Genomic DNA, 15891 nt, shown 5'->3' on the forward strand with positions numbered 1-15891 from the left:
ATGAATGCCTTACCAAATTAACGTCGTCAATATAAAAGTAAACGGAGCAACGCAAAACGGAAACGTCGATATCGGTCAGACCGTACAAAACAGCCACACCGCCAACAGCAAATTTGTCGGCGCGAACTTTTCTTTAGGGGATTTTTCGCCGGCCGCCGGATGTTTGAATTCGGGCCATCTTGACCCTGACGTGAGCGATCAGGATCAGATCGCCAACCCGTCAATGCCGATCGCAAATCAAATATAGGGAGGTTCTGCCGAAGTGGATATCGAAAAAATGAGAAAGTGGCTTGAGATTACGAACGAGCACAAGCCCAGCGACTTTTGGACCAATGTCCTGAAACGGAAATCTCCCGAAGATTTTTTCTCCTTACAAAAAAACACCCTGACTTATGATATTTATCAGGATGAACAGCACACATTTGTCATTGTGGAAATGCCCGGCGTTTACGAAGAAGAATTGACATTGAGGCTGCTGTCAAGAACACGGCTGCATATAAGAGGAAACATCACACCCCTTTTTCCAAAGAACATGGGCGTCTGCCAAAACCGGTATTACGGGGAAATCGATGAGACGATTGAGCTTCCTGAACCGGCTGAGCCCCACCTGTTACAGGCGCAGTGCGTAAACGGCCTGCTCCACATTTCCTACCCGCGCCTTATGGAGCACATTCCTTTTCAGAAAAAAATCTAAAGAGCCGGCTTACGGGCGGCCCAGCCGTCTGTACACTTTCTCCTTATAATGAGAAGATGCGGGTTTTGAGAACATGGCTTTCTCCTCCGTCAGTTTGTCGAGTCTGACTTGTTTTTCCGTTCGTTTGTTCCGCAGGTGATCCCGCTCCTGTTCATTGCGGCACTTGGCGATCAAATAATCGAGCGTCATCAGCTCTTTCTTCAGCGCGCCTTCATCCTCGGCGATCCCGGCGTTTTTTAATATGCGGTAGCCCATTCTGAGTGATTCCGGAAGATGTGCGGCATCGTCTTTCGGCAGGGGCTTTCCCATTCCTTTGATGCCGGCGAACTCTCCATCCTTAATGGCGCGCTTGATTTTATCTTCAGCCACGATATGGGCAATATCCATTACTGTTCACCTCTTTTTTCAATAGAAACCGGGTGTGATCATACGGAAACACAGGTCCCAGTTTGTTCCATTTATATGTTTTAAAGCTGTCATTCAACAGATCAACCGCCGTTGCGACAGCGTTTTTCGCCCTTTTTCCGATGAGCCTTTTCCACCTTTTCTATTTGCTGGTTTCATGGTATATTGATTACGTTCGTTTTTTCTATCGTTCCGTGTAAACCGTGATCGGAAAAAAGGAGTGTAACAATGAAAACATTTATAAAAGAAAGAGGACTTGCCTTCTTCTTGATAGCGGTCGTGTTATTGTGGGTGAAAACATATGTCGCTTATATTTTAAACTTTAACCTCGGCATAGACAACACGATCCAGAAAATATTGCTTTTTGTGAATCCGCTGAGCTCCAGCTTGTTCTTTCTTGGATTTGGGCTTCTTTTCAAGAAAAAATTACAGCAGACAGCCATTATTGTGATTCATTTTTTATTGTCTTTTTTGCTTTTTGCAAACATCGTCTATTATAGATTCTTTAATGATTTCATTACCATCCCGGTCATGATGCAGGCAAAGACAAACGGCGGCCAGCTCGGAGACAGCGCGTTCTCGTTAATGAGATGGACAGACGCCTTCTACTTCCTGGATACCGTCATTTTGATTATTTTGGCCCTGAAGATGAAAAAACCGGCTGAAAAACCGGCGAAGAAATCATTCAGAATCGTTTTGGCTTCCGCCGTGCTTATGTTCCTGATCAACCTCGCCGTCGCGGAATCCGACCGTCCTGAGCTTTTGACACGCTCATTTGACCGAAACTATCTGGTGAAATACTTGGGCACGTACAACTTTACGATTTACGATGCCGTGCAGAATGTGAAATCAAACAGCCAGCGCGCGCTTGCCGATTCAAGCGATGTAACGGATGTGGAAAACTATATGAAGGCCAACTATGACGTGCCGAACAACGTCTACTTCGGAAAAGCCGAAGGAAAAAACGTCATCTACGTCTCATTAGAGTCTCTGCAATCCTTTATCATTGATTATAAAATTAACGGCAAGGAAGTGACGCCGTTTTTAAACAAACTGGCGCACGATAATCAAACATTCTACTTTGATAACTTTTTCCACCAAACGGGACAAGGTAAAACATCTGATGCGGAATTTATGATGGAGAACTCTCTGTACCCGCTTTCGCAAGGTTCGGTTTTCGTCAATAAAGCGCAAAACACGCTGCAGTCCGTTCCTGCGATCCTAAAAGGCAAAAAGTACACGTCTGCCGCTTTCCACGGAAATACGCAGACTTTCTGGAACCGTAACGAAATGTACAAAGCGGAAGGCATCGATAAGTTTTTCGATTCCGCTTATTATGACATGAGCGAAGAAAACACGAAAAACTACGGCATGAAAGACAAACCGTATTTCAAAGAATCCATGCCGCTCTTAAAGAGCCTGCCGCAGCCGTTCTATACGAAGTTCATTACGCTGTCAAACCACTTCCCGTTCGGGATGGATAAAGAAGACACGGACTTCCCGGCGGGAGACTTTGGCGATTCAGTCGTCAATAATTACTTCCAGTCCGCGAACTATCTGGATGAATCAATCGAACAGTTCTTTCATGACCTGAAAAAAGACGGCCTGTACGATAAGTCGATTATCGTGATGTACGGAGACCACTACGGCATCTCCGAAAACCATAATAAAGCGATGGCGAAAGTGCTCGGCAAAGATGAGATCAATGAATACGACAATGCCCAGCTTCAGCGGGTGCCGCTCTTTATCCACGCTCCCGGCGTGAAAGGCGGCCGCAATCATAAATTTGCCGGTGAAGTCGATGTCGCGCCGACCGTTCTTCATCTGCTCGGCGTCGATACGAAAGATTATCTCATGTCAGGTTCAGATATCTTATCGAAAGAGCACAGAGAAGTCATTCCGTTCCGTAACGGAGACTTCATCTCGCCGAACTATACGAAAGTGTCCGGCAAGTATTACGATACGAAAACCGGAAGACTTTTAGATGATTCAGAAGTCGACAAAAAAGAAGACTCTCTCGTCAAGACTGAGCTTGAAATGTCTGATAAGATCATCAACGGCGATCTGCTTCGTTTCTATCAGCCGAAAGGCTTTAAGAAAGTGGACCCTTCACAATTCGATTATACGAAGCGTGAAGATTCCTCAGCAGATGATCAAAAAGAATAAACAAAAGCCAGATCATATCAATGATCTGGCTTTTTTATGTTCAGCTCCCGGCGGCCATAGTGCGCTTTTGCAGGCTGTCGGAAAGAACTGAATAAGCGACGACTTTCTTTTTCTGCTGTTTGACGACATCTACATGGTCTTCGTAGCTGTATACAAACATCGTCACATCTTTTTTTCCTTTTCTCGTCTTAATGACAAGCGGATCGGCTCCGTTTTGCGGATGAAGATAACGCTCTTCATCCCCTGGGTATATATAATGCCGTTCGATAAACACGGCTTCGTTAAAATCATCAATCACCCGGCGTTTGTCTTCGCCTTCCAGACGTTTTCCGCCGAGGGAAACGGCAGCGGACGCGTCACTGAGCTTCGAATGGGTTTCAAACTTGCGGAGAATCCATTCCACCGCTCCGGTAGGAAGGCATGTCAGCACAATCTTAATCAGGCTTATGACAACAATTGAAACAACTGCAATCCATGTCACCTTACATCATCTCCATACTTGTTCTACATGAATCTTAACATAGAAGAAAACGTTGTTTTTTGTACATTATGTGAAACTTGATATATGTTCAAAAAAATCCGGATCACCTAGGTGATCCGGATTTTTCAAGTCTGCTTCTGGTCGTCACGGCGGACGGCCTCCCTCAGCTCTTCCGCGACAAATTCGACGTTCGGCCCGATAATGACCTGCGCCGTTTTATTCCCCGTTTTGATAACCCCTTTTGCTCCCGCTTTTTTAAGCGCCGCCTCATTAATGAGAGACGTATCCTGCACGGTCAGCCTGAGGCGGGTCGCACAGTGATCAATCGTTTCGAGGTTTTGCCTGCCGCCGAGCCCCTTGAGCATGGCATGTTCTTCGACGGAACCGGCCGTATCTTCACTAAGCACTTCTTCCTCTTCCTCATCATCTTCCCGTCCCGGCGTTTTCAAGTTTAACGTTTTGATGAGCATATAGAAGACGACAAAATAGATCACCGCATAACAAAGCCCGACAACGAGCAGCAAAAGCGGTTTTTCGGCAATGCCGTAGCTGAGGAGATAATCGATCGCCCCCGCCGAGAATGAAAAACCTGACCTGATTCCGAGAACATTCACGATAAATAAAGAGAACCCGGTTAATATAGCATGAACCCCGTACAAAAGCGGTGATAAAAACATAAATGCAAATTCAATCGGCTCTGTAATTCCGGTAATAAATGCCGTCAGCGCGAGACCGATCATCATTCCGGCCGTCGCTTTGCGCTTACTTGGCTTAGCCGCGGCAATCATTGCCAGACATGCGGCCGGAAGCCCGAACATCATAATCGGGAAGAATCCCGTCATATAAGTTCCCGCCGTCGGATCCTTCGCAAAGAAGCGGGCCAGATCTCCCGTTTTTCCGTGAAAATCGCCAAATTGGAACCAAAAAATATTATTCAGCACATGATGAAGACCGAACGGAATCAAAAGCCGGTTAAAAATCCCGTAAATCCCGGCGCCGATTCCGCCAAGCCCGATCATCCATTCCCCGAAAGACGTAATCACCGACTGAATCGGCGGCCACACAAATCCGAAGATCCCCGCCAAAATAATGGTAATCAGCGCCGTTACAATCGGAACGAGCCTGCGCCCGCTGAAAAACCCGAGATATTCGGGCAGCTTCGTATCCTTAAAGCGATTATACGTGTATCCCGCAATTAACCCCGCGATAATCCCTCCGAAAACGGCCATATTATTTGTCGAATTGATTGATTTTACAGCCGCGTCCAGCATGATATAAGAAATTGCTCCCGACAGAGCGGCGGCCCCGTTGCTGTCTTTGGAAATCCCGATCGCGATTCCGATCGCGAAAATCAGCGGCAGATGATCAAATACCGCGGTCCCCGCCGCGTAAATGAACGGAATATTTAATAAGTCCTCTCTGCCGATGGCCAAAATAATACCAACGGCGGGCAGAACGGCAATCGGAAGCATAAATGATTTTCCGAGTTTTTGCAAAAATTGAAGCATTTTACCCATCCCCCTTCTTTTTTCTTAAATATACCACATAAGTTATCTAGTGATCTATACCAATTTTCCTTCATTTATTCACATAAGGCTTGTTGGTTTTCTATTTATAAACCAGTTGTGGTAAGCTTGAATCAGATGATTAAAAATAGAAAGCGGGAATGACAATGATTGTAACGAACGATCAAGAATTAGAAGGCCTTAAAAAAATCGGCAGAATTGTCGCGCTGGCGCGTGAAGAAATGAAGAAAACAGCCGAGCCCGGCATGAGCACGAAAGATCTTGACCTGATCGGAAAGGCGGTGCTTGACGAGCACGGAGCCGCTTCCGCTCCGGAGAAGGAATACGATTTCCCGGGCGTGACATGTATCAGCGTAAATGACGAAGTCGCTCACGGCATTCCGAGCGCCTCTAAAATCTTAAAAGCCGGAGATCTTGTAAATATCGATATTTCGGCGGAGTTCGGCGGTTTTTATTCCGATACGGGAATTTCATTTGTACTCGGAGAAGGCGATGAACGTCTGCAAAAGCTTTGTAACTGCGCAGCATCCGCATTTCAGAAAGGATTGGATCAGGCAAAAGCCGGCAAACGCCAAAACCAGATCGGCAGAGCCGTCTACCATGAAGCCCGCTCCAACGGATTTACCGTCATTAAAACGCTGACGGGCCACGGAATCGGCAGAAACCTCCATGAAGCGCCGAACCACATCATGAATTACTACGATCCGTTTGATAACGCGCTTCTTAAAAACGGAACCGTGATCGCGCTTGAGCCGTTTATTTCCACGAAAGCGGAAACGATTGTTGAAACGGGAGACGGCTGGACGTATAAAACGCCGGATAAAAGCCTTGTCGCCCAAGTGGAACACACCATCGTGATCACAAAAGACAAACCGATTATTTTAACTGCATTGTAATGTTTCATCTCCCTTCCAAACAGGTATACAACAACTAACCCGAAGGAGGGAGACGCATGAAAAAAGATAAAGAAAAAATCAAAATCGAAAACGAAATACACGCCATGCACGGCGTAACGAAACAGCAGATTTTAGAGGATTTCGAGGAATTTAAGGCGTACCTTCATCAGAAAATTTCCGCCGGAAAAAAACTGGGTCTGGATGACAGCAAAATCATTAAAAGCGCCGCCATCCTCGGGGACTATCTCGCCAAACACGAGGAGCCCCGCAATGCGGAAGAAAAACTCTTACAAGAACTGTGGGACATTGCGGATGACAATGAAAAACAGCATTTGGCCCAGCTTCTCGTCAAACTTGCCGGACACTGATACAGTGCCCGGCTTTTTTATGCTCCGTTATAAGAGTTGTGCTACACTGGACATATGTCTGTGAAAGGAGCCATTTTTCAACATGTGGTTTATTATCTTCGGGTTTATTTTCTTTATTGAAAGCATCATTCTCACCGTTTACGGAGTGAAGAAAAAGAAGGGGATGCTGGTTTATTTCGGCGTCGTTTTCGGAATCATGACACTCGGAACGGTGCTGTTAAAATTAACCGGCCATTAAGCATGAAAAGACCGCCCTTTACATATATATGTAAGAAAGCTTTACATCTCTGAATCGAAAGTCTCAGTTTTTGCGTTATCCCTTTTCAGCGTCTTTTTATAGATGTTACAATGCCAAAAGTTTGGCAAAAACTGAAGAAACCTCCCCAGCGGGAGAACGGAGAAAGGAGTTTTCTGACATGCATTATGGCAGTAAAGGCTGGTATGTAGAAGAGTTAAAGAAAAAAGGAATTACCCACTATGAAGGAAGAAAGCTTCAAAGCTTCAAAAAGTACTTCCTTGCCAATCTGCTGGAAACAAAAAAACAAGCATAACGTAAATCAGCCGTGCTGTCAGTGCAGCACGGCTTTTTTTCTATACATTAGTGAGCCTGTCTCTTTTTTTAAGGAAGGACTCCCTCCAGCTTTCTGACAGCGCTTCTTCCCGCAGTATTTCTTCAATCGCTGACAGATTGCCGGAATCACGATATTTCACTTCATTCGCATACCAGACGGAAATGCTTTCTTTGCCTCTCGATAGACGCTTGAGGACGGGACGCGGATCGACATATCCTTCTTCAAGCACCCTGAAATAAAAGCCGGTAAATCCCGTCTGCTGTACACGGAGCACCATATCTTTGATGCCATATTTGAGCGCGAGTTTGACGCAGGGCTGGCGCGGCTGGCTTACTTGAACGACGGCTTCCCCCAGCTGAAAGACGTCTCCGATCCACACGTCTTGTTCGGCCAGTCCTTTGACCGTTACATTCTCCCCGAACGCGGCGGCGGGAAGTTTTCTCGCGAGCGTTGTTTCCCAATATGAATAATGCTCGGCGGGATACACGCACACCGCTTTATCGGGACCTCCGTGATGCTTCAAGTCGGCTTGCCCGTCCCCGTCAAAATGGGTTTTATACAACATGACGGGAGAATCTGCGGGCCGCTTTATGATGCCGGAATTGATTTGTCTGCCGGCAAATTCATGAATTGCGGGCTTTCCGAGATTGATAGATAAGACAGAATAGTCTTGCGTCACCTCGTTCACATCCTTTGCGAAATCTCATATCTTTCCTTTATCATAGTAAGAAAAAGGTGGTTTTTCCATGCTTCAATATCATATGATTGCAGACGGCCGGGTTCAGGGCGTAGGTTTTCGCTACTTCGTCCAGATGGAAGCCGACAGACATAAGATAGCCGGCTGGGTAAAAAACCGTGATGACGGCCGGGTGGAAATCCTTGCCGAAGGTCCTGAAGAGTCGTTAAAACAATTTGCCGAAGCAGTCAGAAAAGGCAGCCCCTTCTCAAATGTCACAGGCGTAACCATCGAAGAATCACACCGTCTGAAAGGGTACCGCACCTTTTCCATCAGTTACTGATAAGGCTTGTCCTGATAATAATAATTCGGCTTCACAATCGTATTGTCATATGATTTATGGAAAATGTGGGTGGAAGCCGGCGAGATCGGCGGAATCAGCCAGGTCCAGTCGCCCGTCAGCTTTCTGCCCGCGTCTTGTTCCTGTTCTTCGAAGCGTTTAAATTGATTCGCCGCCGTATGGTGATCGACAATGCTGACACCGTGTTTTTTGTATGAATAGAGCACTGCCTTATTCAGTTCCACCAACACCTGATCTTTCCATAGGTCGGTATTCAGGCTGGCGGAAATCCCCATGACTGCAGCGGCTTTTTTGAGCATATCATACCGTTTTTCGTCAGCAAGGTTCCTTGCGCCGATTTCGGTTCCCATATACCATCCGTTAAAAGGCGCCGCGTTGTACGACAGCCCGCCGATTTCAAGCCTCATATCGGCGATAATCGGAACCCCGTACCATCTGAGATTTAAATCGGCAAACTCTTCAATATCCGGATGGGTGATCGGCACTTCTTTCACGAGCGTCTGAGGCAGGTCATACCAGACCGGCTGCCCGTCCCCTTTCATCCGGAAAAGCAGCGGCAGAATATCAAAATCGGTCCGCTTCCCGCGCCAGCCGAGTTTTTCGCAGACAGCCGTCAGTTCATATGATGCCGGATCACCGACTCTTCCTTTTTCAGTCTCATATCCCGCATAGCGGATGAGCTGGTGATTCCAGATTTCCACTTGTTTCTCGCCATTCTGCTCAGGAGGGAAAATCGTAATCGTCGGTTTAATTTTTCCGCCGTTCGTGGCGATTTCAATATGTTCAAATAATGCGTCGCGCACCTCTTCTTTCGTGTTTACACCGCGCCGGTCAATGACGTTCAGCGATTGCCAGAACAGACGCCCGATACAGCGGTTGCTGTTGCGCCACGCCATTTTCGCCCCGTGTTCAAGCTCTTCCGCCGTATGGACGTAACTTCCCGTCCGATCTATCTCATCTTTTATCGCGTGAAGACGCGCGTTGATTTGCGATTCCATTCCGAGTTCCTGATAGCAGACATCAATAAAATCCTTCGCCTCATCCCAAAGTATTTCCGTATGTTTCAAAAAACTCTCTCCTTCAATTTACATCTGTTTCCCATTGTATCGTTTTTAGGAGTGAACACAATGGTTTTTTTGTATCATACTGGAAACTGCATAGAAAAAACACCTGTGATTTTCGCAGGTGTTTTACAAAACGGAATGCAATTTTTCAGCCAGTTTAAGCAAATCCTCACGGTAGTTTTTTCCCGTCATCGGAATTCCGTGACCCGTCAAAAGCGCTTCCGGCTCCAGTTCGGCCAGTTTCTGAACGGACGCGGCCGCCGTCTGCGTATCCGCTGTAAAATAGGCGGGCGGCCCGTGAAGCTCTTGCTTTTGAATGACAACGTCCGCAAGCGATTCCTGTTCAACAGTGATCACGGCATCACCGGCAAGCAGAACGCGGTCTTTATCCCGGAATAATGAAATATGGCCGGGGGTGTGACCGGGCGTATGCACCCATTTCCATTCTTCAAGAAACGGAACGGTACCGTCTGAAGGCAGTGCCTGAACGGACGGAATGCGGATCGTATGGCGCGGAAACAGCGGTGACAGCTTTGCGACAAGCCCTTTTTTCGCATCGGGCCTGGCAGGCGGATAATCCGCTTTCCCCGTGACGTACGGGAGCTCCTTTTCATGAATGTAAACCGGCACATTCCAAAGCTCAAGCAGTTCTTCAATCGCACCGACATGATCAAAATGGCCGTGTGTCAAAATGACCGCCTTCAGCTGATACCCCTCTTTGAACCGGCGTTTCATTTCTTCTGTTATCATCTCCGCCGATTGAGGCATTCCCGCGTCAACCAGAATGATTTCCCGCGGAGCTGAGGGATTTTCGATAAAGTAAACATTCGCAATCTGCACGGTCAATCCGTAAACGCCGTCCGCCGCTTTAAAACCGGCGCCGCTTCTCACTGAAAAAAGCGGCATAAACGGATCACTCATCATGGCACCTCCTCTGATGCCTTTAGTGTGCGACGAACCGGGTGTTTTATGTTAAAAAATCGTGATTGCGCCGATGATGAGCGCAAAGGCCGTCATGACGATAACGGCAAGAACCGCCCATTTCATCGCAAACTTCTGGTGCTCATCAATGGTGACCCCGGCAAGCCCGACTAATAAATGCGTCGACGGCACGAGCGGGCTTAACATATGAATCGGCTGGCCGATGATCGAAGCGCGGGCGATTTCCACCTTATCTACACCGTACGCCACGGCGGTCTCGGATAAAATGGGCAGCACGCCGTAAAAATAGGCGTCATTGGGCATCAGAAACGTAAAGATACCGCTCGTTAAGGCAACAATCGCCGGAATAAAACCCCCCATCTGTTCCGGAATAAGCGATACGAGGGAAATGGCCATCTCATCAACCATCTTCGTCCCCGTTAAAATTCCGGTAAACACGCCTGCGGCAAAAATCATCGAACCGATCGCAAGCACATTGCTCGAATGGGCTGAAATACGCTCCCTTTGATCGTTAAGCTTCGGATAGTTGACAATAAGCGCGATACAAAACGCAATGATGAACAGCACGGTTAAATTCACTTTTCCTGACACTAAAAATCCCACTAAAGAAAGCGTTAACAGTAAATTGAACCACCACAGTTTCGGCCGCTTCCATTCATCTTCCGCAGCCGCAGCCGTTTCATTTGTATGGGACGGCTGCTTTAATTCGATCACCCCGAGCCGTTTCCTTTCCATCCTTCCGAGTACATAAGCGACCACAATCATACACACCATTCCGCTGGAAATGACAGGCAGCATCGGCCCCGTCAGCTCTGCCGGGTCAACGCCGAGCGCACTCGCCGCACGCGGCGTCGCGCCGCCCCATGGTATCGTGTTCATGATACCCATGCCGACACCGGCGATTCCCGCTAAAATAATCGGACGGATTCCGAGCATAATATACAAAGGCAGCATTGCGCTTGTCGTAATCATATACGTCGTCGAGCCGTCTCCGTCCAGTGCGACAAGCATGGTCAAAACGGCTGTTCCGACTACAATTTTGAGCGGGTCGCCTTTAACCAGCTTTAAAATACGCGACACCATCGGATCAAATAAACCGGTATCAATCATAATGCCGAAATAAAGAATCGCAAACATAATCATAACTGCGATCGGCGCCACCTGTTCAATACCGGAGATCATCATCTCGCCGACCCGGTTAAAAGAAAACCCGGCAATCAGCGCAAACACGATCGGCGTTAATACGAGCGCCGTTAACACGGAAAGCCGTTTTGTCATAATCAGCACCATAAAAACAAGCATCATAAGAAAGCCTAAGATTGCTAACACAGTATGTCCCCCTTATTATGAATACGCTTACATTTTAAAGGCCCGATCCCCTTTATCCGCCTTTTTGCTATCTTATGAGAATTGGATATTGAAGTAAATATTTTGGATTTTAAAGATTTTTAATTTTTTATAACCTTTTCGTTCATTTTGTTCATTTATAAATAAAAAGCCTCCCGCAAATATGCGGAAGGCTTATTTTTCGCTGCTCATCATCTCTTTATAGAACTCGGTCTGCTCTTCTAAAAAGCGTTTTGCGCCGCTGCTGTTTTTATAAAAGCTCTCCCAATCCCGTTTTTTCAACATTTGCTTCCACTCCGCGGATGAGGTAATCTGTTTCAAAGCCTGATCCCAATAGGCGATCTCGCCTTCGGTCATGTCTTTCGGCCCCATGATGCCTCTCCAGTGCGCAAAGACAAACGGCACCCCCTGCTCTTTCCATGTCGGCACATCGCTGAAGCCGGAGAGCCTTTTGTCCGACGTAACGGCCGCCAATGTGATTTTCCCTTTCCGATAGGCGTCTTTCGCTTCTGAAATGGTCATTGAGGCGGCGTCTATCTCGTGGCTGATAAGAGCTTCAATGACTTCATTGCTGCTCCCGTATTGAAAAAAGCGGATATCAAACGGAGAAATTCCGGCCATTTCCGCCGCTCTCGCAAAGGAGAGCTGGTCATCATTTCCGAGGCCGGGCGCAAATCCGATTTTTATGCCGCCCGGATGTGCTTTAATATCGCCGAGCAGCCGCTTTCCGCTTTTTATCTTTGAATCCTTCGGAAGAGCGACGGTCTGCCACTCTTTTGCGATAATGGCCAAAGGCGTAAAATCAGCTGCCTTCAGCCGGCTTTGTCCCAAAATTTCATTGCTTAACAGCAGGCTTGAATTCATACTGATGACATCCGTTTTTCGTTCGTTTACATATTTCCAGCCGCTGTCTCCGCCTCCGCCGGGTTTATAGACGATCTTTACGGGCCGGCCTAATATTTGCTTCCGCTCTATTACCGATTGCAAAGCTTTTGCCGTTACGTCCCAGCCCCCTTGAGGCGCCGCCGGGACGACAATTTCAACCGGCCCTTCAGCTGAACGGATGCCCGCCATCTGCCGTCCGTCAAAAGAAACCAGCGCCGCCAGCATGACAAGAAGCACTCCCAACCGCTTCATTTCTCCCATCCCTTATTCATGTGCTAAATAATATTTCCGTTCCGGCCTGCCGATAATGCCGTACTCTAATTCAGCGAGCGCTTCTTCCCGAGAAACGAGAAACTCGGCGTAGCGCCGCGCCGTTGTTCTGGAGGCGCCCATTTTTTCGCCCAGTTCTTCAGCCGTCATCCCTTTTTGGGCTGCCCTGAGCGCGTTTTTGATTTTTTGAAGTGTAATCGAATTAATCCCGGTCGGCAGATCATTGAGCTGTTTTTGTTCTTTCTGACCGCTTCCGAAAAACATGTCGATAACGGACTGGCTCAGCTCTGGCTGTGAGTGCAGCCATTCTCTTTTTTCCCGGTACTGCAAAAGCACTTCTGTAAATTTATGTGCCGACACCGGCTTTATGACATAGTGGGAAACGCCTGATCTGAGCGCTTCCTGCAGCAGTCTTGTTTCAGCAGAAGCCGTAATAATGATGATATCAACGGAAGGAAAACGGCCGCGGATAAGGGGAAGCAGATCTGTCCCCAGCTCATCCGGCATATAAATATCCAAAAGCAGCAGATCAGGCTGCCATTTCTCAAGCAGCGATATGGTGTCTTTGGCATTGATTGCTTTGCCGATGACATTGAATCCATCAAGATGTTCGATAAATTTTTCGTGAATTTGCGCTATTCGAAAGTCGTCCTCTGCAATCGCGATGTTAATCACACCGATTCCCCCTTTGGCCTTTCTTTCGGTATAAACACCGTAAATACGGCACCGCCGCTCTTTTGCTGCGAAATCTCTATCGATCCCTGCAATTCACTGACGGCTTCTTTCAGATTGGCTAAGCCGTATCCTCTCCTCGTCCCCTTTGAAGAGTAGCCCTTTTCAAATATCGTTTCTGTTTTTTCCTGAGGCACGCCGTCTCCTGAATCCGCCACTTCGATGACGATATCCCTGCCGATATCGGTCATAAAAAAGGCGACCTCTTTTTTCTCTTTTTCGGCGACGGCTTCGAAAGCGTTATCAATGAGATTTCCGATGATCGTAATGAGCTGGGATGAACCCACATGCTCCGGCAGCGATTCTAAAAAGCTGTTTTCATCTATTGAAAGCTTTACTTTCTTCTCAGACGCCTTTCCCATTTTTCCTAATAGTATGGCCTGAACCCGCTGTGAATGAATATTTTGAAAGAGGATTTCGTGCTGTTCATTCTGGATGGCGTACTCTTCTTTTATCAGTTCAATGGCTTCATTATATTCTCCCAGCTCTAACAGACCGAGGATCGCGTAAAGCTTATTCGAGAATTCATGCGTTTGCGCCCGAAGATCCTCCGAGTATTTTTTCATTTCAGTCAGCTTGTTAATCAGTTTCTTGAGCTCCGTTTTTTCGCGGAAGCTGATCACCGCTCCGTATACTTGCCCGGTCTGCTTCATTTCTTTCACGTTTAAGATAAATACTTTATCTCCGGCACGCACCTCCACGTTCGGCGGTAATTCTCCCCCAGCCAACACCGGCATGAGATTTGCGCCCGGCATGATTTCTTTTATATGCCTTCCGATCATCGGTTCCGGAAGATTCAGCATATCAGCCGCAGATAAATTCATCATGGTTACCGCGCCTTCTTTGTTTACGGCGATAATCCCTTCTTTCATCGCAAGGAGCATCGCATTGCGCTCCCGGTACAGCGCTGCAATTTCATGCGGTTCAAGGCCGAGTGTATCTTTACGGATGCTTTTTGCGAGCGCCGCCGCTCCCCCGATGCCGATAAGAAACACCAAACATGCAAAATAGCCTAAATGCCGCAGATGCGCTTTCATATCTTTTTCTATCTCATCTTGTAAAAACTCGACTGTCACCGTTCCGACGACTTCGTTATGATTTTTTTCCTCCAGAATAACCGGGGCGCTTCCCCGGACGGCCTTCATTCCGTCGGAAACCGGAGACCCGCCGAACATGACGGTTTTGTTTTGCAGATTTTGATTTTCTTTCGGAATGCTGCTGCGGGCCGAATGAAATGCAACATGCCCTTTTTGATCAGTAATATAGACAGCGTGCGCGCCTGCCTGTTCTTTCATTTGTTCAATAACGTCTAACTTTGTAAAAGCTTCTTGATCCGCAAGCCGGAACGCCTCTTTTACAGGAGGCATGTATGAAATGGTTTTTGCCGTTTGCACCGCCAGCTGTTCAGCCTGCTTCTGGCCTTCCTTTAATTGCTGAAAGGCAAATATAACTGTGAGCGTTCCGATGACAAGTATTAATAAAGCCGCAATTAATCCGGCGATTTTCATTTGCAGAGAGACATAAAACCGCTTCGCTTCCAACACAGCACCAGCCGTCCTTTCCTCCTAAAATCATACCACTTTTTAAATCTTTGTTTCTCATTTTTGAGAATTTTCGTGATCTTTTTCTCTTGTCATTTCTTTCAAAAAGTGCAGTCTGGTATAATTTCCCTCAAGGGAGATAAGAAGGATGAACTTTTTATAATCGCTGCGCAAAAAAAAGACTGACAGAAGCCAGTCTCGGGATGTTTAACAACGGACATATATTCAGTTGACAGAATGATTCTTTATGATGGCTGAGATATATTTGAATGACCCGAAATATCAATCAATTTTCCTTTGACGGCCAGGCGTCCTTCGGTTCTTACCGCTTTGTCGCATGTGATTAATGTAATCTCTTTATCTTTTGTCTCCTGAATTGCGTTTGCTTCTATTTCTGAAATCATGGTTTTTGATGTTACAGAATAAATATAGTCTTTTCTAAAGTCGGTCATCACGATTTGCGCGCCTTTTTTTATGTGTAAAAGAGGGCCGAACAAGAGGTTCTCCTGCTTCAGATGGTGGCCTGCCAACGGGTAGTTTCCCTCGCCCATTTTCTGATCCGGACGCATAGTTGCCGCGCCGATCAGCAGGTTTTCATTGGTTGTGCCTTTTAAAATCGGAAGGTCTAAATCGATGCTGCTGATGGTTATCCGTCCGATTATCGGTTTTGGTTTGCGATTAAAACTTGACTGAACTGTTTCCCTGAAACCGGGCGGATGAATGGATTCAAAATTATAGTCCGCTTTTTTCATGTTATTTTTCCGCGCTTGTTCTGCGGTCAATTCCGATTCAATTTGGCTTTTACTGAGGTACGCGATCAAACAGCCTTTCATGAGAGGAGAGGAAATGAGAAGCAGCCCGGATAAAATAAGAACGGCAATGATCATTTTTTTAACCATGAAGAAAATTCCTTTCTTGTACGTCATGCGGTGAGTATTTGGTGAGTAATGATTCTCTTTTTAAAA

19 protein-coding genes are annotated in these 15891 nt (G+C 46.9%); 8 read left to right on the forward strand and 11 right to left on the reverse strand.

Annotation, left to right across the window (positions count from 1 at the left end; all coding sequences use genetic code 11):
• Window positions 1-4 precede the first annotated feature (4 nt).
• Together SB847_RS19450 and SB847_RS19455 are read left to right on the forward strand one after the other, a co-directional pair.
• Window positions 5-247, forward strand: coding sequence for a spore germination protein (locus SB847_RS19450; RefSeq protein WP_003155595.1), 243 nt, complete (start codon window positions 5-7; stop codon window positions 245-247).
• Between the two features lie 15 nt (window positions 248-262).
• A complete protein-coding gene (locus SB847_RS19455; protein ID WP_003155596.1) occupies window positions 263-694 on the forward strand; it encodes an Hsp20/alpha crystallin family protein in 432 nt (143 codons plus the stop codon).
• A gap of 9 nt (window positions 695-703) precedes the next feature.
• Here the strand turns inward: SB847_RS19455 and SB847_RS19460 are convergent, their stop codons facing one another.
• Window positions 704-1081, reverse strand: coding sequence for a DnaJ family domain-containing protein (locus tag SB847_RS19460; protein ID WP_007610033.1), 378 nt, complete (start codon window positions 1079-1081; stop codon window positions 704-706).
• 246 nt (window positions 1082-1327) lie between these two features.
• On the opposite strand from SB847_RS19460, the gene ltaS reads away from it, so the two are divergent.
• Window positions 1328-3265, forward strand: coding sequence for a lipoteichoic acid synthase (gene ltaS, locus SB847_RS19465; RefSeq protein ID WP_038457278.1), 1938 nt, complete (start codon window positions 1328-1330; stop codon window positions 3263-3265).
• A 40-nt stretch (window positions 3266-3305) separates the two neighbouring features.
• Here the strand turns inward: ltaS and SB847_RS19470 are convergent, their stop codons facing one another.
• Entirely contained in the window at window positions 3306-3746 is a 441-nt protein-coding gene (locus tag SB847_RS19470) for a YfmQ family protein (RefSeq protein WP_410564849.1), read from the reverse strand.
• A 125-nt stretch (window positions 3747-3871) separates the two neighbouring features.
• Entirely contained in the window at window positions 3872-5254 is a 1383-nt protein-coding gene (nagE, locus tag SB847_RS19475; protein ID WP_015239387.1) for an N-acetylglucosamine-specific PTS transporter subunit IIBC, read from the reverse strand.
• A gap of 164 nt (window positions 5255-5418) precedes the next feature.
• Here nagE and map point away from each other — a divergent pair, with 164 nt between their 5' ends.
• The 4 genes from map to SB847_RS19495 all read left to right on the forward strand — a co-directional run bounded on the left by map (window position 5419) and on the right by SB847_RS19495 (window position 7087).
• Complete coding sequence (map, locus tag SB847_RS19480; RefSeq protein WP_410564851.1) at window positions 5419-6168, forward strand: type I methionyl aminopeptidase; 750 nt, start codon at window positions 5419-5421, stop codon at window positions 6166-6168.
• 56 nt (window positions 6169-6224) lie between these two features.
• Window positions 6225-6536: a DUF3243 domain-containing protein gene (locus tag SB847_RS19485; RefSeq protein ID WP_003155607.1), complete on the forward strand. Its 312-nt coding sequence runs from the start codon at window positions 6225-6227 to the stop codon at window positions 6534-6536.
• An 82-nt stretch (window positions 6537-6618) separates the two neighbouring features.
• Complete coding sequence (locus SB847_RS19490) at window positions 6619-6774, forward strand: hypothetical protein (protein ID WP_007610027.1); 156 nt, start codon at window positions 6619-6621, stop codon at window positions 6772-6774.
• A gap of 178 nt (window positions 6775-6952) precedes the next feature.
• Window positions 6953-7087, forward strand: coding sequence for a YflJ family protein (locus SB847_RS19495; protein WP_003155609.1), 135 nt, complete (start codon window positions 6953-6955; stop codon window positions 7085-7087).
• Window positions 7088-7127: 40 nt separating this feature from the next.
• Here SB847_RS19495 and SB847_RS19500 read toward each other — a convergent pair whose 3' ends face one another.
• Window positions 7128-7787: an MOSC domain-containing protein gene (locus SB847_RS19500; RefSeq protein ID WP_015239385.1), complete on the reverse strand. Its 660-nt coding sequence runs from the start codon at window positions 7785-7787 to the stop codon at window positions 7128-7130.
• Between the two features lie 67 nt (window positions 7788-7854).
• Between SB847_RS19500 and SB847_RS19505 the strand changes: the two genes are divergently transcribed.
• The gene (locus tag SB847_RS19505; RefSeq protein WP_032872286.1) at window positions 7855-8127 is read left to right on the forward strand and encodes an acylphosphatase; all 273 of its coding nucleotides are present in this window, start codon (window positions 7855-7857) and stop codon (window positions 8125-8127) included.
• On the opposite strand, the gene nosA is transcribed toward SB847_RS19505, so the two are convergent.
• The 7 genes from nosA to SB847_RS19540 form a co-directional block, all read right to left on the reverse strand.
• Window positions 8121-9212, reverse strand: coding sequence for a nitric oxide synthase (nosA, locus tag SB847_RS19510; RefSeq protein ID WP_038457266.1), 1092 nt, complete (start codon window positions 9210-9212; stop codon window positions 8121-8123). The genes SB847_RS19505 and nosA overlap by 7 nt on opposite strands.
• 123 nt (window positions 9213-9335) lie before the next feature.
• Window positions 9336-10130 (reverse strand): MBL fold metallo-hydrolase, encoded by a 795-nt coding sequence (locus SB847_RS19515; RefSeq protein WP_038457264.1) that lies wholly within the window; start codon window positions 10128-10130, stop codon window positions 9336-9338.
• Window positions 10131-10181: 51 nt separating this feature from the next.
• Window positions 10182-11480 (reverse strand): Mg(2+)/citrate complex secondary transporter CitM, encoded by a 1299-nt coding sequence (citM, locus tag SB847_RS19520; protein WP_406529545.1) that lies wholly within the window; start codon window positions 11478-11480, stop codon window positions 10182-10184.
• A gap of 192 nt (window positions 11481-11672) precedes the next feature.
• Window positions 11673-12635 carry a tripartite tricarboxylate transporter substrate binding protein gene (locus SB847_RS19525; RefSeq protein ID WP_410578345.1) on the reverse strand — a complete coding sequence of 321 codons (963 nt, stop codon included), beginning with the start codon at window positions 12633-12635 and terminating at the stop codon, window positions 11673-11675.
• 12 nt (window positions 12636-12647) lie between these two features.
• Entirely contained in the window at window positions 12648-13328 is a 681-nt protein-coding gene (locus SB847_RS19530; protein ID WP_326155956.1) for a response regulator, read from the reverse strand.
• Window positions 13325-14929, reverse strand: a complete 1605-nt coding sequence (locus tag SB847_RS19535; protein ID WP_410564859.1) for a sensor histidine kinase — start codon at window positions 14927-14929, stop codon at window positions 13325-13327. Before SB847_RS19535 ends, SB847_RS19530 begins: the two co-directional genes overlap by 4 nt.
• Before the next feature lie 242 nt (window positions 14930-15171).
• The gene (locus SB847_RS19540; RefSeq protein ID WP_410564861.1) at window positions 15172-15825 is read right to left on the reverse strand and encodes a class A sortase; all 654 of its coding nucleotides are present in this window, start codon (window positions 15823-15825) and stop codon (window positions 15172-15174) included.
• Window positions 15826-15891: the final 66 nt, after the last annotated feature.

Source organism: Bacillus sp. SIMBA_026 (genome assembly GCF_046535335.1).
Classification (GTDB): domain Bacteria; phylum Bacillota; class Bacilli; order Bacillales; family Bacillaceae; genus Bacillus; species Bacillus velezensis.